This window comes from Povalibacter sp. (assembly GCF_036735925.1).
Lineage (GTDB): Bacteria > Pseudomonadota > Gammaproteobacteria > Steroidobacterales > Steroidobacteraceae > Steroidobacter.
In genome coordinates this window covers 1-24,731 of the sequence record NZ_DAINNK010000047.1, presented here as the reverse complement: position 1 = coordinate 24,731, position 24,731 = coordinate 1, and the positions used below count along the sequence as shown (strand labels likewise).

At 63.1% G+C, this 24,731-nt stretch carries 21 protein-coding genes and 1 riboswitch; of the genes, 4 read left to right on the top strand and 17 right to left on the bottom strand.

Annotation, left to right across the window (positions count from 1 at the left end; translation table 11 throughout):
• Positions 1 to 28: 28 nt before the first annotated feature.
• Positions 29 to 1,699, top strand: coding sequence for an AMP-binding protein (locus tag V7D81_RS14790; protein ID WP_324317575.1), 1,671 nt, complete (start codon positions 29 to 31; stop codon positions 1,697 to 1,699).
• Between the two features lie 105 nt (positions 1,700 to 1,804).
• Here the strand turns inward: V7D81_RS14790 and hemE are convergent, their stop codons facing one another.
• From hemE to V7D81_RS14740, 10 genes are all read right to left on the bottom strand, one after another.
• Positions 1,805 to 2,866, bottom strand: a complete 1,062-nt coding sequence (gene hemE, locus V7D81_RS14785; RefSeq protein WP_324317573.1) for a uroporphyrinogen decarboxylase — start codon at positions 2,864 to 2,866, stop codon at positions 1,805 to 1,807.
• An 18-nt stretch (positions 2,867 to 2,884) separates the two neighbouring features.
• Positions 2,885 to 4,048 (bottom strand): deoxyguanosinetriphosphate triphosphohydrolase, encoded by a 1,164-nt coding sequence (locus V7D81_RS14780; RefSeq protein WP_324317571.1) that lies wholly within the window; start codon positions 4,046 to 4,048, stop codon positions 2,885 to 2,887.
• A 13-nt stretch (positions 4,049 to 4,061) separates the two neighbouring features.
• Positions 4,062 to 5,141 carry a 3-dehydroquinate synthase gene (aroB, locus tag V7D81_RS14775; RefSeq protein ID WP_324317569.1) on the bottom strand — a complete coding sequence of 360 codons (1,080 nt, stop codon included), beginning with the start codon at positions 5,139 to 5,141 and terminating at the stop codon, positions 4,062 to 4,064.
• The gene (gene aroK / locus V7D81_RS14770) at positions 5,141 to 5,668 is read right to left on the bottom strand and encodes a shikimate kinase AroK (RefSeq protein WP_324317568.1); all 528 of its coding nucleotides are present in this window, start codon (positions 5,666 to 5,668) and stop codon (positions 5,141 to 5,143) included. The genes aroB and aroK overlap by 1 nt, the downstream gene beginning before the upstream one ends.
• 74 nt (positions 5,669 to 5,742) lie before the next feature.
• Positions 5,743 to 7,713 carry an Ig-like domain-containing protein gene (locus tag V7D81_RS14765; RefSeq protein ID WP_324317566.1) on the bottom strand — a complete coding sequence of 657 codons (1,971 nt, stop codon included), beginning with the start codon at positions 7,711 to 7,713 and terminating at the stop codon, positions 5,743 to 5,745.
• 52 nt (positions 7,714 to 7,765) lie between these two features.
• On the bottom strand, positions 7,766 to 9,922 hold the full coding sequence (gene pilQ, locus V7D81_RS14760; protein WP_324317564.1) for a type IV pilus secretin PilQ: 2,157 nt from the start codon (positions 9,920 to 9,922) through the stop codon (positions 7,766 to 7,768).
• Positions 9,923 to 9,942: 20 nt separating this feature from the next.
• On the bottom strand, positions 9,943 to 10,449 hold the full coding sequence (locus V7D81_RS14755) for a pilus assembly protein PilP (protein WP_324317562.1): 507 nt from the start codon (positions 10,447 to 10,449) through the stop codon (positions 9,943 to 9,945).
• 30 nt (positions 10,450 to 10,479) lie between these two features.
• On the bottom strand, positions 10,480 to 11,136 hold the full coding sequence (locus V7D81_RS14750) for a type 4a pilus biogenesis protein PilO (protein ID WP_324317560.1): 657 nt from the start codon (positions 11,134 to 11,136) through the stop codon (positions 10,480 to 10,482).
• Positions 11,136 to 11,717 carry a PilN domain-containing protein gene (locus V7D81_RS14745; RefSeq protein WP_324317557.1) on the bottom strand — a complete coding sequence of 194 codons (582 nt, stop codon included), beginning with the start codon at positions 11,715 to 11,717 and terminating at the stop codon, positions 11,136 to 11,138. Before V7D81_RS14745 ends, V7D81_RS14750 begins: the two co-directional genes overlap by 1 nt.
• Before the next feature lies 1 nt (position 11,718).
• Positions 11,719 to 12,780, bottom strand: coding sequence for a pilus assembly protein PilM (locus V7D81_RS14740; protein WP_324317556.1), 1,062 nt, complete (start codon positions 12,778 to 12,780; stop codon positions 11,719 to 11,721).
• Positions 12,781 to 13,083: 303 nt separating this feature from the next.
• Positions 13,084 to 13,186, bottom strand: a riboswitch (cyclic di-GMP riboswitch).
• A 59-nt stretch (positions 13,187 to 13,245) separates the two neighbouring features.
• On the opposite strand from V7D81_RS14740, the gene V7D81_RS14735 reads away from it, so the two are divergent.
• Positions 13,246 to 15,720 (top strand): penicillin-binding protein 1A, encoded by a 2,475-nt coding sequence (locus V7D81_RS14735; protein ID WP_324317554.1) that lies wholly within the window; start codon positions 13,246 to 13,248, stop codon positions 15,718 to 15,720.
• Between the two features lie 74 nt (positions 15,721 to 15,794).
• On the top strand, positions 15,795 to 16,430 hold the full coding sequence (locus V7D81_RS14730) for a hypothetical protein (protein WP_324317552.1): 636 nt from the start codon (positions 15,795 to 15,797) through the stop codon (positions 16,428 to 16,430).
• A 126-nt stretch (positions 16,431 to 16,556) separates the two neighbouring features.
• Here V7D81_RS14730 and V7D81_RS14725 read toward each other — a convergent pair whose 3' ends face one another.
• The 7 genes from V7D81_RS14725 to V7D81_RS14695 all read right to left on the bottom strand — a co-directional run bounded on the left by V7D81_RS14725 (position 16,557) and on the right by V7D81_RS14695 (position 23,736).
• Positions 16,557 to 17,852, bottom strand: a complete 1,296-nt coding sequence (locus tag V7D81_RS14725; RefSeq protein WP_324317550.1) for a citrate synthase — start codon at positions 17,850 to 17,852, stop codon at positions 16,557 to 16,559.
• A 146-nt stretch (positions 17,853 to 17,998) separates the two neighbouring features.
• On the bottom strand, positions 17,999 to 19,474 hold the full coding sequence (locus tag V7D81_RS14720; protein WP_324317548.1) for a M48 family metalloprotease: 1,476 nt from the start codon (positions 19,472 to 19,474) through the stop codon (positions 17,999 to 18,001).
• Between the two features lie 195 nt (positions 19,475 to 19,669).
• Positions 19,670 to 19,873 carry a 50S ribosomal protein L31 gene (gene rpmE, locus V7D81_RS14715; protein ID WP_324317546.1) on the bottom strand — a complete coding sequence of 68 codons (204 nt, stop codon included), beginning with the start codon at positions 19,871 to 19,873 and terminating at the stop codon, positions 19,670 to 19,672.
• A 453-nt stretch (positions 19,874 to 20,326) separates the two neighbouring features.
• Positions 20,327 to 21,469: a radical SAM family heme chaperone HemW gene (gene hemW / locus V7D81_RS14710; protein WP_324317544.1), complete on the bottom strand. Its 1,143-nt coding sequence runs from the start codon at positions 21,467 to 21,469 to the stop codon at positions 20,327 to 20,329.
• 12 nt (positions 21,470 to 21,481) lie between these two features.
• On the bottom strand, positions 21,482 to 22,081 hold the full coding sequence (gene rdgB / locus V7D81_RS14705; RefSeq protein ID WP_324317542.1) for an RdgB/HAM1 family non-canonical purine NTP pyrophosphatase: 600 nt from the start codon (positions 22,079 to 22,081) through the stop codon (positions 21,482 to 21,484).
• Positions 22,082 to 22,165: 84 nt separating this feature from the next.
• Positions 22,166 to 22,891, bottom strand: coding sequence for a ribonuclease PH (gene rph, locus V7D81_RS14700; protein ID WP_324317541.1), 726 nt, complete (start codon positions 22,889 to 22,891; stop codon positions 22,166 to 22,168).
• Positions 22,892 to 22,989: 98 nt separating this feature from the next.
• Complete coding sequence (locus tag V7D81_RS14695; protein WP_324317539.1) at positions 22,990 to 23,736, bottom strand: PP2C family protein-serine/threonine phosphatase; 747 nt, start codon at positions 23,734 to 23,736, stop codon at positions 22,990 to 22,992.
• 140 nt (positions 23,737 to 23,876) lie between these two features.
• Between V7D81_RS14695 and V7D81_RS14690 the strand changes: the two genes are divergently transcribed.
• Complete coding sequence (locus V7D81_RS14690) at positions 23,877 to 24,731, top strand: YicC/YloC family endoribonuclease (protein WP_324317537.1); 855 nt, start codon at positions 23,877 to 23,879, stop codon at positions 24,729 to 24,731.

Genomic DNA, 24,731 nt, shown 5'->3' with positions numbered 1-24,731 from the left:
TCGCTGGTTTGTCCTGCTGGGGGTCGTCATGCAAAAGATCTGGTTGAAGAACTACCCTGCCGGCGTCCCGGCCGAGATCAATCCCGACGAATATTCATCGTTGCAGCAGCTGATCGGCGACGCGTGCGAACAGTTCGCCGCGCTGCCGGCGTACACCAGCATGGGCACGACGCTGACCTATGGCGAGTATCGCGAACAGGCACGCGATTTCGCGGCGTGGCTGCAGCAGAGCGCCGGCCTGCGCAAGGGCGATCGCATCGCCATCATGCTGCCGAACGTGCTGCAGTATCCGATCGCGCTGTATGGCGCGCTGCTGGCGGGATTGACCCTGGTCAACACCAATCCGCTGTACACGGCGCGCGAACTCGAACATCAGCTCGTCGATTCGGGCGCGAAGGCCATCCTGATCCTCGAGAACTTTGCGCACACGCTCGAAGAAGTCATCGGCAAGACCAACATCGAGACCGTCATCACGACGCAGGTGGGCGACCGGCTGCGCTGGCCGAAATCGTCGATCGTGAATCTGGTGGTGAAGCACGTGCGCAAGCAGGTGCCGCGCTGGCGCCTCCCCGGCGCGATCACGTTCAACGCGGCGCTGAGCCAGGGCAACTATCTGCCGCTGACGCCGGTGCCGCTCGATCACACCGATATCGCCTTTCTGCAATACACCGGCGGCACGACGGGTGTGTCGAAGGGTGCGATGCTGACCCATCGCAACATGGTGGCGAACGTCCTGCAGTCCGCCGCTTGGATCGGCTCGGAGGCGCAGCTCGGCAAGGACACCATCATCACGGCGCTGCCGCTGTATCACATCTTCGCGCTGACGGCGAACTGGATGGTGTTCGTGAAGTTCGGCGCGCGCAGCATCCTGATCGCCAATCCGCGCGACTTTCCGGCGTTCGTTGCGGAGCTGAAGAAATTCCGCTTCACCTATTTCAGCGGCGTCAACACGCTCTTCAACGCGCTGCTCAACACGCCGGGTTTCGCGGAGGTGGATTTCAGCGGCCTGCGCATCACGCTCGGCGGCGGCATGGCCGTACAGCGGTCGGTGGCCGAGCAATGGAAGAAGGTCACGGGCAATGTGCTGACGCAGGCCTGGGGCCTGACGGAAACTTCGCCGGCGGCGTGCATCAATCCGTTCGGCCTGGACTTCAACGGCTCGATCGGCCTGCCGATTCCATCGACGGAAATCAGCATCCGCGACGACGCCGGCCAGGAACAGCCGATCGGCGAGATCGGCGAAATCTGCGTCCGCGGCCCGCAGGTGATGCGCGGTTACTGGAACCGCCCTGACGAAACCGCGAAGGTCATGCTCGACGGCGGCTGGCTGCGCACCGGCGACATCGGCCGCATGGACGACGAAGGCTTCGTGTTCATCGAAGACCGCAAGAAGGACATGATCCTGGTGTCCGGCTTCAACGTGTACCCGAACGAAGTCGAAAGCGTGATCGCCGCCCATCCCGGCGTACTCGAAGTCGCGGCCGTGGCGCAGCCGGACGAACATTCAGGCGAAGTCGTCGCGTTGTTCGTCGTGCGCAAGGATCCCTCGCTCACCGAGCACGCCCTCATCGAGTTCGCCCGCAATGAACTCACCGGCTACAAGCGGCCGAAGCACGTTTACTTCCGCAACGAACTGCCGAAGACGAATGTCGGCAAGATTCTGCGGCGGGCGCTGCGGGATCAGTTGCCGAAAGGGTGAGACGGGATGAAATGGCCGCAAAAAGGCGCAAAAAACTCAAAGTAAGAAAGATCGCCAGTCTCTCTTCTTACCTGAGCTTTTTGCGCCTTTTTGCGGCCATTCCTCTCACATGTGATACGCCGGACTAAGCTCGTGCACGGCATCGATCATCGCTCCGGCGTGCGCCGGATCGACGGCCGGATGGATGCCATGGCCGAGATTGAAGACATGGCCGTGGCCGTGCCCATAACTCGCCAGCACGCGACCGACGTGTTCGCGGATACGTTCGGGTGAGGCGTACAGGACGCTCGGGTCGAGATTGCCCTGCAGCGCTTTCTGATCGTTCACCGCGCGGCGTGCGTCCGCGAGATCGGTGGTCCAGTCGACACCGAGCGCGTCACAGCCGGTCTTCGCCATCTCTGCCAGCCAGGCACCGCCGCCCTTGGTGAAGAGGATCACCGGGATGCGCTGGCCGTCGCGTTCGCGGATCAGGCCGTCGACGATGGCCGCCATGTAGTGCAGGGAGAATTCGCGGTATTGCGCGGGCGCCAGTGCGCCGCCCCAGGTGTCGAAGATCATCACGGCCTGTGCGCCGGCTTCGATCTGGGCATTCAGATAGGCGCGCGTCGAGTCGGCGAGCAACTGCAGCAGGCGATGCAGTGTCTGCGGTTCGTCGAACATCATGCCCTTGATGCGGGCGAAGTCGCGCGAGCTGCCACCTTCGACGACATAGGTGCCGACGGTCCAGGGGCTGCCGGCAAAACCGATCAGCGGTACGCGGCCGGCGAGTTCGCGGCGGATCAGGCTCACGGCATCCAGCACGTAACGCAGTTGCGAGCCGGGATCGGGAACGGCGAGTCGGGCCACGTCGGCAGCAGATCGGACCGGGCGTTCGATCTTCGGTCCCTCACCCGTTTCGAACTGCAACCCGAGTCCGAGCGCATGCGGAATGGTGAGAATGTCCGAGAACAGGATCGCCGCGTCGAGGCGATAGCGTGCCAACGGTTGCAGCGTCACTTCGCAGGCGAGTTCCGGCGTCATGCACAGATTCAGGAAACTGCCGGCGCGCGCGCGCGTCGCGCGGTACTCGGGAAGATAGCGGCCCGCCTGACGCATCATCCAGACGGGCGTGCGTTCCACGGGCAGACGCAGCAGGGCGCGCAGGAACAGGTCGTTCTTGAGAGTCATCGAGGGCAGCTCCTTGGGTCAGCTGCGTTTGGCCGGATCGAACAGGCGTTCGTATTCCGTGATCGCGTAGCGGTCGGTCATGCCGGCAATGTAATCGGCCACGGCGCGTGCGCGTCCCGCTTCGCCGGCCTGCGATTCGAGATCGCGCGCCGATTCGAAGTGCTCCGTCGGCAACAGTTCCGGGCGCTTGAAGAAGGTCTCGAACAACCCGCTGATCACGGTGTTCGCCTTGTTCGTCATGCGCAGCACGCGATAGTGACGATAGACGTGATCGCGCAGGTGACGCTTCAGTTCCAGATGTTCGGTGCGTACGGGATCACTGAACTGGATCAGGCTGCCGCTGTGCTGGCGGACGGCATCGACATCGGCGGGTGCGGCCTCGCCGATGGCCGCCGCCGAGGTTTCGATCAGATCGGTGACGACGTAGTTGATCATGCGCCGGACCACTTCGTGGATCAGGCGACGATCGCTCACTTCGGGATACGTTGCCAGCACGACATCGTGCTGACGGCGGAACACCGGCACTTCGCGCAGTTCGTCGATGGTCAAGAGGCCTGCGCGCAGGCCGTCGTCGAGGTCGTGATTGTTGTAGGCGATCTCGTCGGCGAGGTTGGCGATCTGCGCTTCCAGCGACGGCTGTTCGCGCTTGAGGAAACGTTCGCCCACATCGCCGAGCTGGCGCGCATTGTTGAGCGAACAATGCTTCAGAATGCCTTCGCGCGTTTCGAACGTCAGGTTCAAACCCGGGAAGGCGGCGTAGCGTTCTTCGAGTTCATCGACGACGCGCAGCGACTGCAGATTGTGTTCGAAGCCCCCGTAGGACTTCATGCATTCGTTCAAAGCGTCCTGACCCGCGTGACCGAATGGCGTGTGGCCGAGATCGTGGGCGAGGCAGATGGCTTCGCAGAGCGTCTCGTTGAGCTGCAGCGCGCGGGCGATCGTGCGGGCGATCTGCGCGACCTCGATCGAATGCGTCAGGCGCGTGCGATACAGATCGCCTTCGTGATTGACGAACACCTGGGTCTTGTAGACCAGGCGCCGGAACGCAGTTGAATGAATGATGCGATCGCGATCGCGCTGGAACTCGCCGCGGAATGTTGGCGGCGCCTCGGTGTAGCGCCGGCCGCGGGATTTTTCGTCCGTTGCGGCCCACGCAGCCAGATTCGTCGCATCGGAGTTCATCGGATAACCGCGATCAGCCGAAGTGTTGCCGCAACGTGGCGTCGAGTACGTCGGCCGGATAGTCGCCGACGATGTCGGCCTGACCCAGCTTGCGCATGAGCACGAGCCGCAGTTTGCGGTCGAGCACTTTCTTGTCCATGCCCATGAGTTCGAGCCCGCGCGCGGCGCCGATGCGCGGTGCCTCGACGGGCAGGCCGAAGCGCGTGAGCAATCGTCTTGCACGATCGAGGTCGGTTGCCGGCAACCAGCCCAATCGGGTCGACATGTCGGCCGCCATGACCATGCCTGCCGCAACGGCTTCGCCGTGCAGCCAGGTGCCATAGCCGGTGGCGGTTTCGATCGCATGACCGAAGGTGTGGCCGAGATTGAGAATGGCGCGCAGGCCGTGCTCGCGCTCGTCGACGCCGACGACCGCCGCCTTGATTTCGCAGGAACGCCTGATGGCGTGCATGACGGCGGTATCCGTGCGCGCAGCGAGTGCGTCGGCGTGGGATTCCAGCCAGTCGAAGAACGTTGCATCGTAGATGAGGCCGTACTTCACGACTTCCGCGATGCCGGCGCGATATTCGCGATCCGGCAAGGTCGCAAGCGTGGCGGTATCGGCGATCACGCAGCGCGGCTGATAGAACGCGCCGATCATGTTCTTCGCCTGCGGATGGTTGACCGCCGTCTTGCCGCCGACGGAGGAATCCACCTGCGCCAGCAAGGTGGTGGGAACCTGGATGTAGTCGATACCGCGCTGATAGCTGGCTGCGGCAAAGCCGGCCATGTCGCCGACCACGCCGCCGCCCAGCGCGACGACCGCCGCGTCGCGGTTCATGCGCGCCTGCACCAGCGCATCGAGAATGCGCGCGTAGGAATCGAGCGTCTTGTATTCCTCGCCATCGGGCAGGATCACGGAGCCGATGCGTCGTTCGCCGAGCGCGGCCGTCACCTGCCCGAGATAGAGTGGCGCGATCGTCTCGTTCGTGACGATCAGTACGTCGCGAGCCTTGATCAGCGACTGCAGCAGCGCCTGGTCGCGCAACAGCCCGGCTCCGATCAGGATCGGATAGCTGCGCTCGCCCAGTTCGATATTCACCCGTTCGGTCATCACGAAACCACCGGCTCGCGCAGCAATTGCAGGATCTCGTCGGCCACGGCGCGGACATGGCGTCCGTCGGTCTCCACCGTGACGGCGGCGATCGACTCGTACAGCGGCGCGCGGCGGCTCATGAGTTCGCGCAGCTTTGCTTCCGGATCATCCGTGTACAGCAAGGGCCGCTGCCGCCCGTGACGGGTGCGTTCGAGCTGTTGCGCGATGCCCGTTTTCAGATAGACCACCTTGCCTCGTTGCGACAGCCTGGCGCGGTTTTCGTCCAGCAGCACGGCACCGCCGCCCGTGGCGATCACCACGTTGTCGAGCTCCGTCAGGGCCTGAATCGCGTCGCGCTCCCGCTCGCGAAATCCGGCTTCGCCTTCCTTCTCGAAGATATAGGGAATGTCGACGCCCGTCCGACGCTCGATTTCGACGTCGCTGTCGTAGAACGTCAGCCGCAGCAGCCGCGCCAGCTGTTTGCCGACGGCGGTTTTGCCGGAGCCCATGGGGCCGATGAGGTAGATGTTGGTGCTGCCGGACATGGGCGCAGCATACAAAAGAAAAGGCCGCCCGTGAGGGCGGCCTTTTTCAGCTCAAGCACCCGTCTAATGCCGTTTTACTGCACGTCAACCGGGTACGTCAGCTGCGTCTGCAGACCACCAGGCGTCGTCACCAGGATGGTGAGCGTACCGTCTGCAGCGGTCGGAGCTGCCGTAATGCTGAAGGAGTAAGAGGTAGCCGATCTGGTACATGGCACACGGAAGCTGCTCGGCGTTCCCAGCGCCAACCCCGTACCCGAGATCGAGGCAGCAATCGTCGTTTCCGCAGGCAACGGATTGCCGTTCACATCGGCAAACAGGAAGCTGAAGTTGTTGGTCGCACCCGCAGCTATCGGCCCGACCGTCGATCCGCTCGCTGGCACAACCCCCGCGGGAGTGTTGTCCGACATGACGATGACGTTAGATGCGCTAATGCCGGTCGTCTGACGGGCAGGATCGCAACGTCCACTGGTGTCGAGGCAGAGCACGCCGTTGAAAATTCCATCGGCCGAATCACGAGTGGAGTTGTTGTTGAAATCGTAAATGACCTCGCCCACGTCGTACGCCAGATTTTCGTTGTCGTCGCGGTACCGTTCACCCAGATCCTGGAAGCTTTCGCCGTTGTCGAAGCTGCCATTGCCGTTCACATCGGTGAACGACTCTTCGCCGATGGCGGTCGCCAGGAGGCTGGAACGCCCATCGCTGGGGCGCGGATTCGAGCTAGTCCAATTGACTGAGCAGACTCCCGACTCTCCGGAAACCGTACCAGTTGTACATTGAGACTGAATGCGACCGCCTTCCGTCGTAAACGTCACTGCCGTACCGTCCGGAACAGGGTTGTTGAAGCGATCGGAGAGCCGCACGCTCACCGGGACGGTCGTGCCATCCAGGTTCCAAGCGTCGACGTTCGGACATGTCACAGCCATCGAGAAGCTGTCCTGGTCAGGAATACCCGTGGTCACGGTCAACTGGCTGGACTGCGTCGAAATTGTCGGCGTAGTGCTGAGGACGGTTGCTGTCACCCTGACGCTGGTCGCTACCGTACCGCCCTGGACAACCGTCTGAACGCGCCCCGTCGAGTCGCTCGTGGCAGAGACCGGAGACAAGCTGATTCCGCCGACGGTCGTGTTGAGACTGAATTGCACCTGCGCTCCGGCACGCGGGCCGCTGGTCTGATCCAGTACACGGAAGACGACAACGGACGTTTCCGGACGTGAGGAATCGCCGGTACCGCGCAACGCGATGTTGGTCGGCGTCGCAGATTCAAAAACGATCGAGCCGATTGCCGCCTGCGCCACCCTCACCGAACCGGCCGCCGACAGAGGTGTTCCGCCAATGGTCGCAGTGGCCGAAATCGCATCGTCACCGCTGCAACCACTTGCCGCGTATGTGGAGCTGGCGATGCCGGTCGATGTCTGCACCGGTGACGTAATGGTCGCCAGTCCCTGCGCGGCACATGGCGAGCTGAAACTTACTGTCGCCGGCTGCGTATAAAGCGTGCCGTCGGACTGCTGCAGCACGATCTGCAAACTGGTGCTGCCGCCCGCCGAGAGCGTTCCGCTCGACACGGCGATGATTCCGGACTGGAACTGGGCACCGGTACCGCTGCCCATCTGCACGCTGGTGGTGCCACCGGCCACGACCTGAACATTGACCGTCGCCGTGAGCGAACCGGAAGCAGCTGTCACGGTAATCGTCCGTGGAGTTGCATCGCCGGCAGGTGACAGCGTCGCAGTGGCCTGGCCGTTTGCGCCGGTGACGGCCGGAGAACCTGCAATGCCGCCGGAACTGGCGGAGAATGTCACCGGCACACCAGCAATCAAGGCGTTGTTCGCGTCGCGCGCATAAGCCGTGATCGTGGCGGAAGCTGAGCCATCGCCTGGCATCGTCGGCGCGCTGGTGGTCACCGACAATGTGGCCGCCGTTGTTGTGCCACCGCCCGTGCCTCCAGTACCTCCGTCACCGCTCGGTGGCGGCTTTCCGCCACTGCCGCCACACGCTCCCAGCAGCAGCATGAAAGGCATCAACTTCAGGAAACGACTGATCATTTTGAGTTCCACTCTCTATGGATGTTCTTGAGGTGATCTTCCCGTCAGGCGATCAATACAGATTGCTGCCTTCGCGCAGAATGCGCGGCGTCACGAAGATCAGCAGTTCGTCCTTGTTGTCGGTCTTGGTGGTCGACTTGAACAGGTGACCAACTCCCGGAAGGTCGCCCAGGAACGGTACTTTTTGTTCGGCATCGCGACGCTCTGTTTCGAGAATGCCGCCCAGCACGACGGTCTGGCCATCGTTCACCAGCACCTGCGTTGCAATCTCACGAGTATCGATGCTCGGGACGAATCCACCCGTGGCGCTCGGTACGACCTGACCCACACTGTCCTTTGCGACGACGAGGTCGAGAATTACCCGGTTGTCCGGAGTGATCTGCGGCGTCACCTTCAGACTGAGCACTGCCTTCTTGAAGCTCGTGGTCGTTGCGCCGCTGGATGAAGACTCCTGATACGGAATTTCCACACCCTGCTCGATCGATGCTTCGCGCTGGTTCGCCGTCACGAGCGTCGGCTGCGACACGATCTCGCCGCGGCCTTCGGCCTGGGCTGCCGACAGTTCGAGGTCGACGATGAAGTCGGAATCGAGGAAGGTCAACGCCAGTGCGCCGGCCGGATTGGCCGCGGGCAGGTTCACCATATAGCGATCAATTGCCTCGCCGATTTCGAGACCGCCTCGCGGATCATTCGCACCAGGGAACAACACCGCCGTATCCGGTGCATCCAGGCCGCGATTGCTCACGAAACCCTGACCGTCGCTGCCACCCACGTTGGTAGTCGTGGCATTGACGCCAAACCGCACGCCCAGCTCGCGGCTGAAGTCGTCGCTGACGATCACGATGCGGGCTTCGATACGAACCTGGCGCACCGGAATATCCAGCGTGGCCACCAGGCGACGGATGTCGGCGAGACGATCCGAAGTGTCCTGCAGCAGGAGCGTGTTGGTGCGCTCGTCGATCGCCACGCTGCCGCGCGACGACAGCAGCGAATTGTTGTTGCCCGACTTGATCAGCGAGGCCAGATCCGCCGCCTTGGCGTAGTTCACCTGCAGGAATTCGCTGCGCAGCGGCGCGAGTTCCTGCACTTCCTTGCGTGCGGCGAGCAACTGCTTCTCGCGAGCGGCAATTTCCGCCGCCGGGCCGATCAGCATCACGTTGCCTTCCTTGCGCATGTCCAGGCCCTTGTTGCGCATGACCACGTCGAGAGCCTGATCCCAAGGCACGTTCTGCAAGCGCAGCGTGACGTTGCCGCCCACGGTGTCGGCAATGACCATGTTCTGGCCGCTCGTGTCAGCAAGGAGCTGCAGCACGGCGCGGGTTTCGATGTCCTGGAAATTCAGGGTCAGACGCTCGCCCGTGTATTCCTTCTTGTCCTGGAGTTCGGGCGGCAGCTTGACGACCGGCTTGACCTCGATCGTGTAGACATTGTCCGACTGGTAGGCGAGCTGCTCGTAATCGCCCGTCGCCGCAATGACCAGACGCGTGCCGTCGCCGACGCGCATGGCGTCGACCGAGTTGACGGGCGTGGCGAAATCGACCACGTCGAGACGCTGCATCAGCGACTCGGGCAAGGTGGTCTTGGCGAAGTTGACGACGATGCGGCCGCCTTCCTGGCGCAGATCCGCAGGCACCTTGGCGTCGGTCAGCTCGACGATCACGCGGCCCGAGCCATCGCTGCCGCGACGAAAGTCGATGTTGTTGACGGAACGGATGCCCGACACCGGTGCTGCCGACGAGCGGGGCGACGACGCCGCGACGGCACTCGGTTCCGCACTGACGGAGCCGCTGCGGCCTGCGCCGAGCGTAACGATGATCGAGTTGCCCTGCAGCCGCGTCTCGTAGGGCACCAGGCTGTCGACATTCAGCACGACGCGCGTACGGCCATTGGCCTCGGCGACGTTGACGGTGTCCAGCGCGCCCTGTTTCACGTCGATGCGACGCGAAGTCATGGCGACCGACGTATCCGGCAGGTCCAGCGCGATGCGCGCCGGGTTGTCGACCGTGAATGTCAGCGGCTGCGGCGCGGTGTCGCTGAGCCGCAGCGTCAGTTCGACCTTGTTGCCGGCCGTGACGTTGGCGCGGATGTCCTCGAGGCGATTCGAGCCCTGCGCGAGCGCGGTGTGCGCGGCAAGGAGCCCCAGGAACATGACCGCGAACCGCCGCAACGATGCCATGGCGACGGGCTGGATCGAAAATGACGACGACATTCTTGGTTTCTCCCTGAGACTCATTCGGTAAGCGCCAGCGCAGCCGGCCGCTCGATGTACCCGCCGACGCCGTCGGGCACGATTTCAATCACTGAGATTCTGGTGGGCGTGATGCTGATGACGCGCCCGTCGTTCTGTCCCACGTAGCTGCCGGGAAGCACGCGGTGGACCAGACCGTCCTTGCCCTGCACCAAGCCATAGTTCTTGCCCTGCAGGGCGAGCGTGCCGACCATCTTCATGCTGTCGATGGGGAACTGTTCGAGGAACTCGCGCGGACGCTTCGAATCCGGGCGGATCGCGTTCGCGACGTCGCTGCCCGAAGGCGCGCTCTGCACGAACGGCGAACGCAGGCTGCTCGCGTTGTAGGCATAGGTTTCGTACGGCTTGATCTCGGGCAGCGGCTCGATGCGTTCGCCTGGCCGGCTCTTGATCTCGGCGACTTTCTGCTGCAACTCGTCCATGCCGCCCGAGCATCCGCTCAGACACAGCAGGACCAGCGCGGCGATGGGTAGCTTGCTCTGGATCATGGGATGGGTGACGCCTTGGTTCCTTGATCGTTAACCGTTCGGACGCGGGCGCTGATTCGCGCGGGGCTGCGCTGCGGTCTGCTCGTCGTCGTCCAGGTAGCGGTAAGTCTTTGCAACCACATCCAGCTGCAGCTGATCGACACCGCCGCGCGCATCCTTGGACAGGGGCGTGATCTCGACATCGTGCAGCGTCACGATGCGCGGCAATGCCGCGATGCCGCTGACGAATGCGCCGATCGAATGGAAGCTGCCGGTCAGCCGCATCTTGATGGGCAGTTCGGCGTAGAAATCCTTGTTTACCTGGGCGTTCGGCTGGAACAGCTTCTGGTCGAGACCGGCGCCTGCGCCCTGCTGCGAGATGTCGGTCAGCAGGTTGGGCACTTCGGTCTTGTTCGGCAGCTTGCGCAGCATAGCGCCGAAGGACCGTTCGATTTCCTGCAGCTGCGCCTTGTAGGCATCGAGATTGGCCGCCTTGCGCGCCTTGGTGGTGAAGGTTTCCAGCAGCGAGATTTCCTCGGCGCGCGCCGCGTCGAGATCCGGCTTGTTGGGCTTCCAGGCCAGGAAGTACACCATTGCGCAGGCGCCGATCACGAAGATCAGTCCGATGGCGCCGAAGCGGAAAGCCGCGGGCCAGCGACCGACATCGTTCGGATCGAGATTGCGAAGATCTTCCAGGAGATTGCTCATCAGTGGGCTCCCTGTGCGGCTCCGCCCGCGGCCGCCTTCAGATTCGGATTTTCCTGCGTCGCGTTCAGCGTGAAATCCGAACCTGTTGCAGTGCCACCTTTCGTTTCGAGAATGTCCAGCGACGGATCGGCCATCCATTCGGAGGCATCGATGTTGCGCATGTAGTTCGAGACGCGCGAACTGGACTGGGCAATACCTCTGAGTTGCACCTTGCGATCGGTTTGTTTGATCGAGGTGAGATAGATACCGTCCGGCAGCGTACGCACCAGCTGATCGAACAGATGCACGACCTCGGCGCGACTGCGCTCGAGCTGCTCGATCACCTGCATGCGCGCGACGAGGCGCTGCTTCTCCTGGTCCAGTTCCAGGATCTCGGCGATCTGCTTGTCGAGCTTCGCGGTTTCATCCTTCAGATACTGGTTGCGTTCGTTCTGTGCGCCGATCGCTGAACTCATCTGCAGATTCACTGCAAACGCGATGGCGCCGGCCAGCACGAGTGCGCCAACGGCACCGACGCCGAATTCCTGGCGCTTCTGCTTGCGCTCGGCTTCGCGCCACGGGACGAGATTGATTCTTGGCATATCAGTCGAAACTCCGTAACGCCAGACCGCACGCCGTCAGCAAGGCAGTCGCATCCTTTTTCACCGACTGGGCCTTGGCCTTCTGACTGACCTTCATCTGGCCCAGCGGATCGCCGCGCAGGGCTTCGATGCCCACGCGGCTCTGAATCATTTCGGCGGCGCCCGGGATGTTGGCGCAGCCGCCGCAGATCAGGATCTGCTCGGGCTGTTCGCGACCGGCGCCGGACGCCAGGAAGAACTGCAGCGAGCGGCTGACCTGCTGGCACATGTCGTCGATGAACGGACCGAGCACTTCGGTTTCGTAGTTGCCGGGCAGTCCGCCTTCTTTCTTGGCGCGACCGGCTTCTTCCATGCTGAGGCCGTAGGTGCGCATCACTTCTTCCGTGAGCTGCTGGCCGCCGAAGGCGAAGTCGCGCGTGTAGATGACCTTGAGATCGCGCAGCACGCTGAAGGTGGTGCTGCTGGCGCCGAAGTCGACGACTGCCAGCACGCGACCGAGACCGCCATCGGGCATCTGGTGCGTCAGCAGCCGGCAGGCATTTTCGAGCGCGAAGGCTTCGACGTCGACGATGCGGGCCGTCAGACCCGCCGCCGCACAGGCGGCCACGCGCTGTTCGACGTTTTCGCTGCGGGTCGCCACGAGCAGCACATCGAGCATTTCGGGATCTTTTTCGGAGGGGCCGATGACTTCGTAGTCGAAGCTCACTTCCTCCATGGGGAACGGGATGTACTGGTCGGCCTGCATTTCCACCTGGCCTTCCAGTTCGTTCTCGCTCAGGGTGCGAGGCATCTGGATGACCTTGGTGATGGCCGCGTCGCCGCTGATGGCGACGGCTGCGTCCTTGGCGCGCGCGCCCGAACGCTTCACGGCACGCTTGATGGCGTCGCCGACGGCATTGGCGTCGACGATGGCTTTCTCATTGATGGAGTTCGGCGGCGTCGGCTCGGCGGCATAGGATTCCACCCGATACTGGCCGCCGCTCATGCTGATCTCGATCAGCTTGACCGACGAGGTGGTGATATCCAGTCCCAGCACCGGTCGGGATTTGGCTGAAAAAAGCACGCTATTTCCCTTTGTTCGTCAGATACTTAGGGGATTATCTGAGATCAGCACTAAATACGAGGCGCAAATATATACAGCTGCTTGTTAAGTTGAATGTGAGGAGTCTCACGAAATACCATCGAGGCGATTTCGGAAACCGGCGTGCCGCGTCGCTCCAGCTCAGCCTTTGTTAAGTCAATTATTGGGCTGTGGGAGAACGCAATTGCCGGATCAATGACTTGGAGTGCGCATGGATCGGCCAGTGACCTCATGCGTACGGCAGGTCACGACAGGACAGCGTTTTTTCGATGCCCCTATCATTCCGCCGGCGACCCCGCTGTCCTGGACATCCCCTCCTTCAGGAGGATCCACCCGTAGACCGGAAGCTTTGCGTCCTCACCTTTCGATGAGTTTGCCCACGTAAATTCGCGGCTACTATTGCATACCGGCATTTTTTAAAGCAAGGACTTAGGTTCATTTGTTGTGATGCGACATTACCTTCCGGCCTGGTTGCGTTTCGCCCTGGCAACGATCGTCGTGCTCATCGGCGGTCTCACGCTCGGGCTCTGTGGTGCCTATCAATATCTGGAGCCGGCCTTGCCGGACGTCGCAGCGATTCGCGACATCCGTCTGCAGGTGCCGCTGCGCGTTTACAGCCGCGACGGCAAGCTGATCGCGCAGTTCGGCGAACAGCGGCGCATTCCGCTTTCGTTCGAAGCGCTGCCGAAGCAGCTCGTCAATGCCGTGCTGGCCGCCGAAGACGATCGCTTCTTCCAGCACAGCGGCGTGGACTATCCAGGACTGGCGCGCGCGATCGTGCGTCACCTGATGTCGGGCGAAAAGGGCGAAGGCGGCAGCACCATCACCATGCAGCTCACGCGCGGCATCTTTCTCAGTCCCGAGAAAAGCTATCGCCGCAAATTGCAGGAAATCTTTCTCACGCTGCGCATCGAACAGCAGTTCAGCAAGCAGGAAATCCTGACGCTGTACATGAACAAGATGTTTCTCGGCCAGCGCGCCTACGGCGTCGGCGCAGCGTCCGAGGTGTATTTCGGCAAGACCATCGATCAGCTGTCGTTGCCGGAGCTGGCGTTGATCGCAGGCACGTTCCGCCTGCCCTCGCGCGACAATCCGGTTGCGAATCCCGAACTCGCCAAGCATCGCCGCAGCTACGTGCTGCGACGCATGCGCGAGAAGAACTTCATCACCGCGGACGAACAGCGCGCCGCCGACAACTCGCAGGTCGAATCGCGCTTGCACGGACCCGCCGTGGAAGTCGACGCGCCGTACATCGCGGAGATGGTGCGCGCCGATCTCTACAACCGCCTGGGCACCGACGCCTACACCGCGGGCTACGAAGCGATCACGACACTCGACAGTCGCCTGCAATCCGCAGCCGTACGTGCCGTGCGCGCCGCGCTGGTCGAATACGATTCGCGCCACGGCTATCGGGGCCCGGTTAGCCGGGTCACGGTACCGGCGCAGTCATCGGAGTCCGACTGGTCGCGACTGCTCTATGAGTTTCCGCTGCGCGGCGGACTCGAGCCTGCGCTCATTCGTGCCGTCGAAGACCGCAGCGCCGTCGCCTGGTCGAAAGTTCACGGACGCATCAATCTGCCCTGGAGCGGACTGAGCTGGGCGCGGGCGCCGCTCGCGGACGGCAGCGTCGGACCGCCGTTGCAGCGCGCCGCGGACATCCTCTCCGTGGGCGATGTCGTGTACGTCGCGCAGGAACGTTCCGGCAACTGGCGCATGGTGCAGGTGCCGGAAGCCCAGGGCGCGTTCGTGGCGATGGATCCGCAGGACGGCGCGATCACGGCGCTGGTCGGCGGTTTCGATTACTTCGCCAGCAATTTCAATCGCGCCGTCCAGGCGAAGCGTCAACCGGGTTCGGCGTTCAAGCCCTTCCTGTATTCAGCCGCGCTGGATCGCGGCTTCACGCCGGCCAGCGTCGTGAACGACGCGCCGCTGGTGATCGAAGATCCGTCGCTGGAAACGGTCTGGCGGCCGCAGAACAACTCGCGCGAATTCCGCGGCCCCATGCGGCTGCGCGAAGCACTCGTCCGTTCGCGCAATCTGGTGTCGATCCGCGTGATGCATGCGCTGGGACCCGCCTACACGACCCAGTACATCGAGCGCTTTGGCTTTCCGGAGCAGAACCTGCCGCGCAACCTGACGCTCGCGCTCGGCACGGCGCAGGTGTCGCCGCTGGAGATGGCGAGCGCCTACGCGATCTTCGCCAACGGCGGCTATCGGGTCGGCTCGTACTACATCGATCGCATCATCGGGCCGGATGGCAACAGGGTGTTCGAGTCGCAACCGCGGATCGTCTGTCGCGAATGCGTCGAGCAGCCTGCCGACGCAGCGACGGAAGTCATCAACGTGCCGGAGGGCGCACCGCCGCCGCCGACCGTCGATGAACGCAACTGGGGCAGTCTGAGTTACCTGCCGGAGAAGGCGATTGCTCCCGTCTCGATCTCGCCGCAGAACGACTACCTGATGGTCGACATGATGGCCGACGTGGTCCGCCGCGGCACGGCCGTACGCGCGATGCAGTTGAAGCGCGACGATCTCGCCGGCAAGACCGGCACCACCAACGATCGCCGCGATGCCTGGTTCTGCGGCTTCACGCCGTCGCTCGTGGGGACCGCGTGGGTCGGCTTCGATCAGGAACGATCGCTGGGGCCCGGCGAAGAAGGCAGCCGCACGGCGCTGCCGATGTGGATCTATTTCATGCACGAGGCGTTGCAGGGAGTACCGCAGCAGCGGCGCGTGCCACCGCCGGGTCTCGTGACGATGCGTGTTTCCGCCGATACGGGTCTGGCAGCGCGGCCCGGCGAACCGGACGCGATCTTCGAGACCTTCATGGCAGGCCATCTGCCGGCCGCATCGGAAGGCGGCGACGGTTTGTCGAATGGTGCCGGTGCGAGCGAACAAAGTAGTGACGATCCGATCTTCTGACAGGTACTCTCGCTGCTGAGCAGCCGCTGCGGCTGCGAACAAGAAGATTCCTGCCGCCGGGCCCAGGAGGCGACATGAGCAAACGAATGAATCCGCGCGCCGAGCAGTTGCGTATGGCACTGGCGCAGGAAGCGGCACGCATCATGTCGGAACAGGGCATCGACGATTACCGTCTGGCCAAGCGCAAAGCCGCAGAGCGGCTCGGCGCCACCGACATCGCCGTGCTGCCGAAGAACACGGAGATCGAAGCAGCCCTCGCGGCACATCACCGCCTGTTCGAAGGCGACCGTCATTCCTCGGCACTCGAATCCGCGCGCCGCACGGCCCTACAAGCCATGCGCCTGCTGCAGAAATTTCAGCCGCGTCTCGTCGGACCGGTATTGAGCGGTACAGCGTCGGCGCACTCGGAAGTGAACCTGCACCTGTTCGCCGACGGCGCCGAAAGCGTGGCGCTGTATCTCATGGAGCAGGGCATTCCGCACGAGATCGCGGAGCGGCGGCTGCGCTACGAGCCGGATCGGCTCGTCAGTTATCCCGTGGTGCGCTTCGTGGCGGGCAATCGCGAGATCGATGCCGTCGTGTTTCCGATCGACGGCATCCGCCAGGCGCCATCGAGTCCGGTCGATGGCAAGCCCATGCGGCGTGCGGATGGCGGGGAGTTGCAGGCGTTGCTCGCGAACCAGCCTCAGGAGCGAGTGGGCTGGCCCTAAGAGGTTTCACACGGAGATCAGAGAAGAAGAATTTTCCACGGGGGACACGGGGAGCACGGGGACAAGAAAGATTTTTCTGTTCCGAACCCTGTGTTCCCCGTGTCCCCCGTGGAAATAATTCTTCTCTCAGCGCTTGCTCATCTCGACATAGTCGCGACGCGGCGAGCCGGTGTAGAGCTGGCGCGGGCGGCTGATCTTCATCGCCGGGTCCGCAATCATTTCCTGCCAGTGTGCTACCCAGCCGACGGTGCGTGCGATGGCGAACATCACCGTGAACATCGACTGCGGGATGCCGATGGCGCTGTAGATGATGCCGGAATAGAAATCGACATTCGGATACAACTTGCGCTCGACGAAGTACTCGTCCTTGAGCGCGATCTCTTCGAGCTTGAGCGCGAGTTCGAACAGGGGGTTGTCGGACTTGCCGAGCTTCGCCAGCACCTTGTGGCACATCGCGCGGATGATGGTCGCGCGCGGATCGAAATTCTTGTAGACGCGGTGGCCGAAGCCCATGAGGCGGAAGTTGTCGTTCTTGTCCTTCGCCTTGGCGAGGAACTTCGGCACGTTCTCGACGGTGCCGATCTGTTCGAGCATCGCGAGCACGGCTTCGTTGGCGCCGCCGTGTGCCGGGCCCCACAGGGCCGAGATGCCGGCGGAAATCGCCGCGTACGGATTCGCGCCGGTGCTGCCGGCGAGACGCACGGTCGAGGTGCTGGCGTTCTGCTCGTGATCGGCGTGCAGGATGAACAGCAGGTCGAGCGCCTGTGCGGTGACCGGATCGACGTTGTACTGCTCGCACGGCACGGCGAAGAACATGTGCAGCAGGTTCGAGCAGTAATCGAGATCGTTGCGCGGATAGACGAAGGGCTGACCCAGCGCGTGCTTGTACGCGGCGGCCGCGATCGTCGGAATCTTCGCGATGATGCGGTGGGCGAAGATCTCGCGATGGCGCGGGTTATGGATGTCCATCGAGTCGTGATAGAAGGCCGCCATCGACGCGACCACGCCCGACAGCATCGCCATCGGATGCGCGTTGTACTGGAAGCCGTTGAAGAATCGCAGCAGCGATTCGTTGATCATCGTGTGGTACTGGATCGCGTGCGTGAATTCGCCGATCTGATCGTTGGTCGGCAGTTCGCCGTTGATCAGCAGGTACGCCACCTCCAGGAAGTTGCTCTTCTCTGCGAGCTGCTCGATCGGAATGCCCCGGTGCAGCAGCACGCCTTCGTCGCCGTCGATGAACGTGATCTTGCTCTCGCACGACGCCGTCGCCATGAAGCCCGGATCGAACGTGAACAGACCATGTTCCTTGTTGAGGTTGGCGACGCTCAGGACGCTCGGACCCAGGGTGCCATTCTTCACTTCGGCAACGGATTTCTTGCCGGTCGACAGGTCAGTCAGCTCGAACTTCTTCTCAGACATTTGCGAAATTCCAGGGCGGTTCGGAGCGCCGGAGCGCCAACTTTTTTGCAGGTGCAAACGGGACGCGCAGACTTACACGACCCCGGCGACGAATCAAGCCGGAATCCAATCGGATTCAGGGGCTGCGCGACGGAAAAATGCGGCCGTTACTGCACGATCTTCAGCAGCTGGCCGGGCTGGGGCTGCTTGTCGGGGTACAGATCGTTGAGCAGCCGCAACTGCTCCACTGGATATTTCTTGACCGGCGATGACTTGGCCAGGTCTTCGATGCGCACGTTCTGATTCACGCGCACCGTGCGGATCTTGTACGGCTCGGCGAGCGCGAATTCATTGTCCTTCAGGCGACGGAAGGTTTTCACCGTAGACATGAAGAGTGCATCTGCCGAAGGCACGCCGCTGGAGCCGCGGCTGGCGCCGGCGAACACATAAGCGAGATTGTTGTAGTAAATGACTGCATAACGGGCCGGCACCACGCCGAAGTCCGTGTTCGCGGAACGCACGACGGCGGTGTAACCCTGCAGCCCGTTGACCTCGATGGCCTCTCCCTGTCCGGCGTTGGAGCGTGCCAGCAATCGCGACAGGAATTCCTTGGGACCCATGTTCGGCGGCGGTGCCTGCGTCTGCATCTGCAGAACGCTGTCCTTCTTTGGTGCAACCGCCAGCAGGCGATTCGGCTGATTCTCGACGTTCCACCCTGAGGGGAACGCGACCGTAAAACCGAAATTGCCGTGATAGAAGCGGTTGCCCTTCAGCACGCCCTGCGCGCGGCTGGTGCCCACCGGCAATCCTTCGATCGCCCGCAGATAACGTTCGCGACCCGGATCGACCTTGTCGCCTTCGCCCTTGAGTTTGCCGGCGGCCTCGACCACCTCGCGCAGGCGCTGATCGTTGTCCGGGTGCGTCGCGAACACGCCGTGATAGATGCGCGGCTCGCGGTTCTCTTCGCGGGCCCGTGCCACTTCGAACATTTCCTGATTCTTGAGCAGCCGCACCACATCGATCATGTGATCCGGCGACAGCCCGACGGACTGCAGATATTCCGCGCCGAGCCGATCGGCTTCGAGTTCGTTGTCGCGGCCGTAGCCGCGAATCAGTGCAGCGCCGGCATAGTCGGCGAGTCCCGCGATGTCGCCGCTGCCGGTGAAAATGCCGATCGCCGCCGCACCGATGCCCGACAGCGTCGACTGCGTCTGCTGCTTCACCGGATGTCGCGCCGTGATGTGCCCGATTTCATGCCCGAGCACCGCGGCCAGTTCGGCCTCGGAGTTCAGGTAATTCATGATGCCGCGCGTGATGTAGACGTAACCGCCGCCGGTGGTGAAGGCGTTGATCTCTTCGCTGTCGAGCACCGTGAAGAAGTACTGCAGTTCGGGCCGCTGACCGACTTTCGCGACCCGCTGGCCGACTTCGTTCACGTACTGCTGCAGGCGCAGGTCGTCATAAGGGCCGCCGAACTGCTGCAGCATCAGCGGATGCACCTGCCTGGATTTCTTCACTTCGGATTCTTCCGAAGAGAACACCAGGTCCGGCCGTCCGCTCACCGGATTGGTCGCACAGGCGCTCAGCCCGAGAACGCAGACGACAGCGAACAGAGCAATGCGTGCAAGGCAGTGAGGGAGCATGTCGGCGACTCGCAGTGAGAGAGCGACCCACGGTTTATAAACCGCGTTTCGATACAGCTACAAGACGCGTTGATGTCATGCCGTGCGCGATCGCACGGACGATGCGGATTCAGGCGGGGTTCAGCCAAACAAAAAGGGCGCCGAGGCGCCCTTTCCGGATTCTCTCGCGACGCGAACGTCGCAGACGCGCCGCGATCAGCGTGCAGCGTACTTCTTGCGGAACTTGTCGACGCGACCGCCGGTGTCCACGATCTTCTGCTTGCCCGTGTAGAACGGATGGCAGTTCGAGCAGACTTCGATCTGCAGATCGTGCCCGAGGGTGGAGCGCGTCACGAACGTGTTCCCGCAGCTGCAGGCGACGTTGGTCTCTTTGTACTCGGGATGGATTCCGGCTTTCATGGTGCTTCGGGCGTGGTGCGCCCCCTCGAAAAAAGGCGCGCAGTGTAGCGGCGCATATCTCAGGTCGCAAGGTAAATGGCGCCCTCGAACCGCTTTTCAATCCGGGCCGGGGATACGTAGGTCGGTTATCCACAAAACCTGTGGGTAACTCTGTGGATCGTTGCATCCGCGGCGACCGCGCAATGCATCAAAAATGGCTCCGTGTCACATTGGTTAAATTTTAGCCACCCCTTTTCTGCTTTTTGTATCAATGAGTTAGTGATTTAACATCATCTACTGCGTGTAATTTCGTCATCAACCGCCCGTCCTTTCTTGCGACACAGACCGGTGTGCATAACCCCGCTGTCACCACCGCGCGCGAGTGCCATTCCGGCGCTCGATTTTGTGCGCTAGTTCACGAACTTGCGCCTGCCTTGCAACGACGCCCTGCGCTGTGAGCGGGGCGCAAGAGGCTCAGCAGTTCGCGGGCAGAAACATCTCCTGCAGGTCGTTCAGGAACCGGAAACCGAGTTCCGTGGGCTCCCAGGCGCGGCCCGTCGAGTGGAGCAGACCGCGGGTCTGGGCGGCGCGCAGTTCCGCGTCGATTGAATCGATCGACAGACCCGTGCGCTCTTCGAACAGCGGGACGGCAAACCCTTCGCGCAACCGCAGCGCATTCAGCATGAACTCGAACGACAGTTCGCCGGCTGCGACCGTGCGGCGTTCGCTGACCCGTTCTGCAGGTGTGCGCGAAAGATAGTCACGCGGCTGCTTGCTGCGCGTGGTGCGCTCGACAGCGCTGCCCGTCAGCTTGCCGTGCGCACCTGCGCCGACGCCGACGTAGTCACCGAACTGCCAGTAGTTGAGATTGTGGCGACAACGCCGGCCGGCGCGTGCGTACGCGGAAATTTCGTACTGCTCGTAGCCGCTGCTCGCCAGCAACGCCTGGCACTCGAGCTGCATTTCCCACGTCGTATCGTGATCCGGCAACGGCGGCGGGCGGTGATGGAAAACCGTGCCGGGCTCGAGCGTCAGCTGGTAGTGCGACAGGTGTGCGGGCTCCAGCGCGATCGCCGCCGCGAGATCGGCGAGCGCCTGCTCGCGACTCTGTTGCGGCAGTCCGTACATGAGATCGAGATTGAAGTTGTCGAGTCCCGCCTGCCGCAATTCATCGACGGCGCGGCGGATGTCGCCGCTGCCATGGATGCGGCCGAGCACCTTGAGGTGCTCGTCATTGAACGACTGCACGCCGAGCGACACACGGGTCACGCCCGCCTCGCGATAGCCGCGAAATCTGCCGTGCTCGATCGTGCCGGGATTGGCTTCGAGCGTGACTTCCATGTCGTCCGCGCAGGCAATGCGTTGCCGGACTCCGGCCAGAAACCGGCCGATTTCCTCGGGACTGAACAGGCTCGGCGTGCCGCCGCCAAAGAAGATCGAGATGAGCGGCCGATCGCCAGCCGCCGGCCGATCGAGATCGAGGTCTTCCAGAAGCGCATCGACGTAGTCGCGCTGCGGAATCTGTGCCGGCGCCGCGTGCGAATTGAAATCGCAGTAGGGACACTTGCGCACGCACCAGGGCAGGTGCACGTAGAGCGAAAGCGGCGGAAGCGGCATGAGCGTCGCCGGCTATCGACGTGGCAGGACGTCGCGCAGTTCGGCAACGAGCTGACGCAGCGCCTGGCCGCGATGGCTGCGGCGATTTTTTTCTTCCGCCGGAAGCTCTGCTGCCGTCACGCCGGGCTCGACTTCGAAGATCGGGTCGTAGCCGAAGCCGCCGCTGCCGCGCGGCGTGTCGACGATGCGTCCCTCCCAGCTCGCCTGGCACACCAGCGGCGATGCATCGCTGTCCCAGCGCATGAACGCCAGCGCGCAGCGATAGCGCGCCGTGCGCTGTGCGAGCGGGACGTCGCGCAGGTCGTGCAAGAGCTTGTCGAGATTCTGCTGATCGCTCGCCCGGTCGCCGGCGTAGCGGGCCGAGTAGATGCCCGGCGCGCCACGCAATGCGTCGACTTCGATGCCCGAGTCGTCCGCGATTGCCGGCAATCCGGAAACATGAGCAGCATGGCGCGCCTTCAGGATCGCGTTCTCGACGAACGACAGCCCGGTTTCTTCCGCCGCAACCGACGTGAACTGCGACTGCGGCAGCACGTCGATCGCAAGCGGTGCGAGCAATGCCTGCAGTTCCTGCAGCTTGCCGCGGTTGCCGGTGGCGAGGACGAGACGCATCCTGTAGGTCAGGCTTCAGCCTGACTCCAAGAAGGCCGGCTAAAGCCGGCCCCACAGGAAGAACAGCTCTCGCCCCTCAAGAACCTAATCTTCACTCAACGCCTCCAACTGCTTCGCTAGCAGTTGTCCGATGCCGTTGGCGGCGAGATTCAGCAGCGTGTCGAGCTCATCGCGTCGGAACGCATGTCCTTCCGCCGTGCCCTGCACTTCGATGAAACCGCCGCCATTGTTCATGACGATGTTCATGTCGGTTTCGGCGTCGGAGTCTTCCTTGTAGTCGAGATCGATCACGGGCATGCCGGCCCAGATGCCGACCGAGACGGCGGCGACCTGGCCGTGAATCGGACTTTCGCGCAGCAGGCGCTTGCGGATGAGCTTGTTCACGGCATCGACCATGGCGACGTAGGCGCCGGTGATCGAGGCGGTGCGCGTGCCGCCGTCGGCCTGCAGCACATCGCAATCGAGCGTGATGGTGCGTTCGCCGAGCGCCTTCAGATCGACGACGGCGCGCAGCGCACGGCCGATGAGCCGCTGGATTTCCAGCGTGCGTCCGCCCTGTTTGCCGAGCGAGGCTTCGCGCTTCGAACGCGTATGCGTCGCACGCGGCAGCATGCCGTATTCCGCCGTGACCCAGCCGCCGCCGCTGCTGCGCAGGAACGGCGGCACGGTTTCTTCGACGCTCGCGGTGCAGAGCACGCGCGTATCGCCGAATTCCACCAGCACGGAGCCTTCCGCATGCCGGGTGAAATTGCGCGTGATCCGGATCGGACGCAGTTCGTCTGCGGCGCGTCCGCTGGGTCGTTTTTTCATGGAAGCCTCGAAGGAAATGCCGGCGCCCTTCGGGGCGTCGACGGCCGATCGCTGCGGCCAGTATGAACCGCAGCCCGGTCAATGGGGACTGAAGGATTCTAGCCCGCCTGCCAGCGCAGGACGGCGGCCGTCGAATTGTCGCTGAACGGCGCAGAGGCCTGAACGGCGCGTCGGCCGAGGGCCTCGAGCCATGCGCGCAGATTCTCGGGATCGTCCTTGAAGAATGCGGCGATGTCCTCGTCGCGCAGGTTGGCCCAGATGCCGTCCGAACACAGCAACAGCACATCGCCCGGCTGCAGTGTATTGCGGCCGCTGATCGTCATTTCCGGAATGGCGGGATCGCCGCCCAGACAGCACTCGACGAAGTTGCGCATCGGATGCGTCGCGACTTCGTCCTGCGTGATCTTGCCTTCGCGCAGCAGCAATTCCACATGACTGTGATCGCGCGTGCGGATCTGCACGACGCCTTTGCGGATCCAGTACACGCGGCTGTCGCCGACATGCGCCCAGTACGCCGCGCCTTCCTGCACGAGACAGATGGCGATCGTGGCGCGCGGCCGCGAATCCAGGCTCTGCGCACTGCCGAGCTTGGCGACCTCGTCGTGCGCCTTGCTCAGCGACAGGTGCAGAAAGCCGAGCGGATCGAACAGCGGCTGCGGCGACTGATGAAAGGATTCGAGCAGGCTCCTGAGCGCGGTGTCGGCCGCACGACTGCCGTCGGAATGTCCGCCCATGCCGTCGATGACGATCAGCAGCGCCGCCTTGTCGGTGGCTGCGACGGTGACGCGGTCCTGATTGTCCTCACGGTCGCCAATCAGGCTGACTTCTGCATGCTCGATCCGCAAGCGGGCTCCGGGCCGGACGGCTGGTTGAAGCTGTTACACTTGGCGGCGCTTTATACACTGGCAACCGCTGGTACGTAAGCCAGCGTTTGCCTTAATTCCCTTCGCATTTTTCAGGAACCCACTGTCGCATGATCCGCAGCATGACAGGCTTTGCCCGCCGCGAACGTCAGGGTCCGTGGGGCACCCTCGTTTGTGAACTGCGCACTGTGAATCACCGCTATCTGGAGATCTCGCTGCGGCTGCCGGACGATCTCAGGTCGCTCGACAATGACGTGCGCCAGACCATCACGGCCGCCCTGCGGCGCGGCAAGGTCGATGCGAATCTCTATCTGAGATCGAGCGGCCCGTCGCAACAGTCGCTCGAGATCGATACCGCGCTGCTGGATGCGCTGGTGGCACGCGTGGCAGAGGTCCGCCATCGCGTTCCCGATACGGCGCCGCTGAATCCGCTCGATCTGCTGCGCTGGCCCGGCGTCATCCGCGATGCGGGCATCGACAGCAAGCCGGTCCTGGCCGCGGCGCTCGAACTGTTGAAGGAGTCGCTCACCGAACTCAACGACACGCGACTGCGCGAAGGCCAGCGCATCCGCGAACTGCTGTCGAGCCGCTGCACGGCCATGCGCACGCAGGTGCAGGTCGTGCGCACGCGCCTGCCGGAAATCTCGCAGCGCCTGCGCGAGCGCATCGTCGAGAAGATTTCGCAGATGGGCGTGACGCCGGATCCGGAGCGGCTGGAGCAGGAACTGGTGCTGTATGCGCACAAGATGGACGTCGACGAGGAAATGGACCGTCTCACCGGCCATCTCGAGGAAGTGACGGGCGTGCTGGATTCCGCCGAGCCGGCGGGACGTCGTCTCGACTTCCTGATGCAGGAACTGAATCGCGAGGCGAACACGCTCTCGTCCAAATCGCAGGACGCCGAAACGACACGCGCCGCGGTGGACATGAAAGTGATCATCGAGCAGATGCGCGAGCAGATTCAGAACGTGGAATAG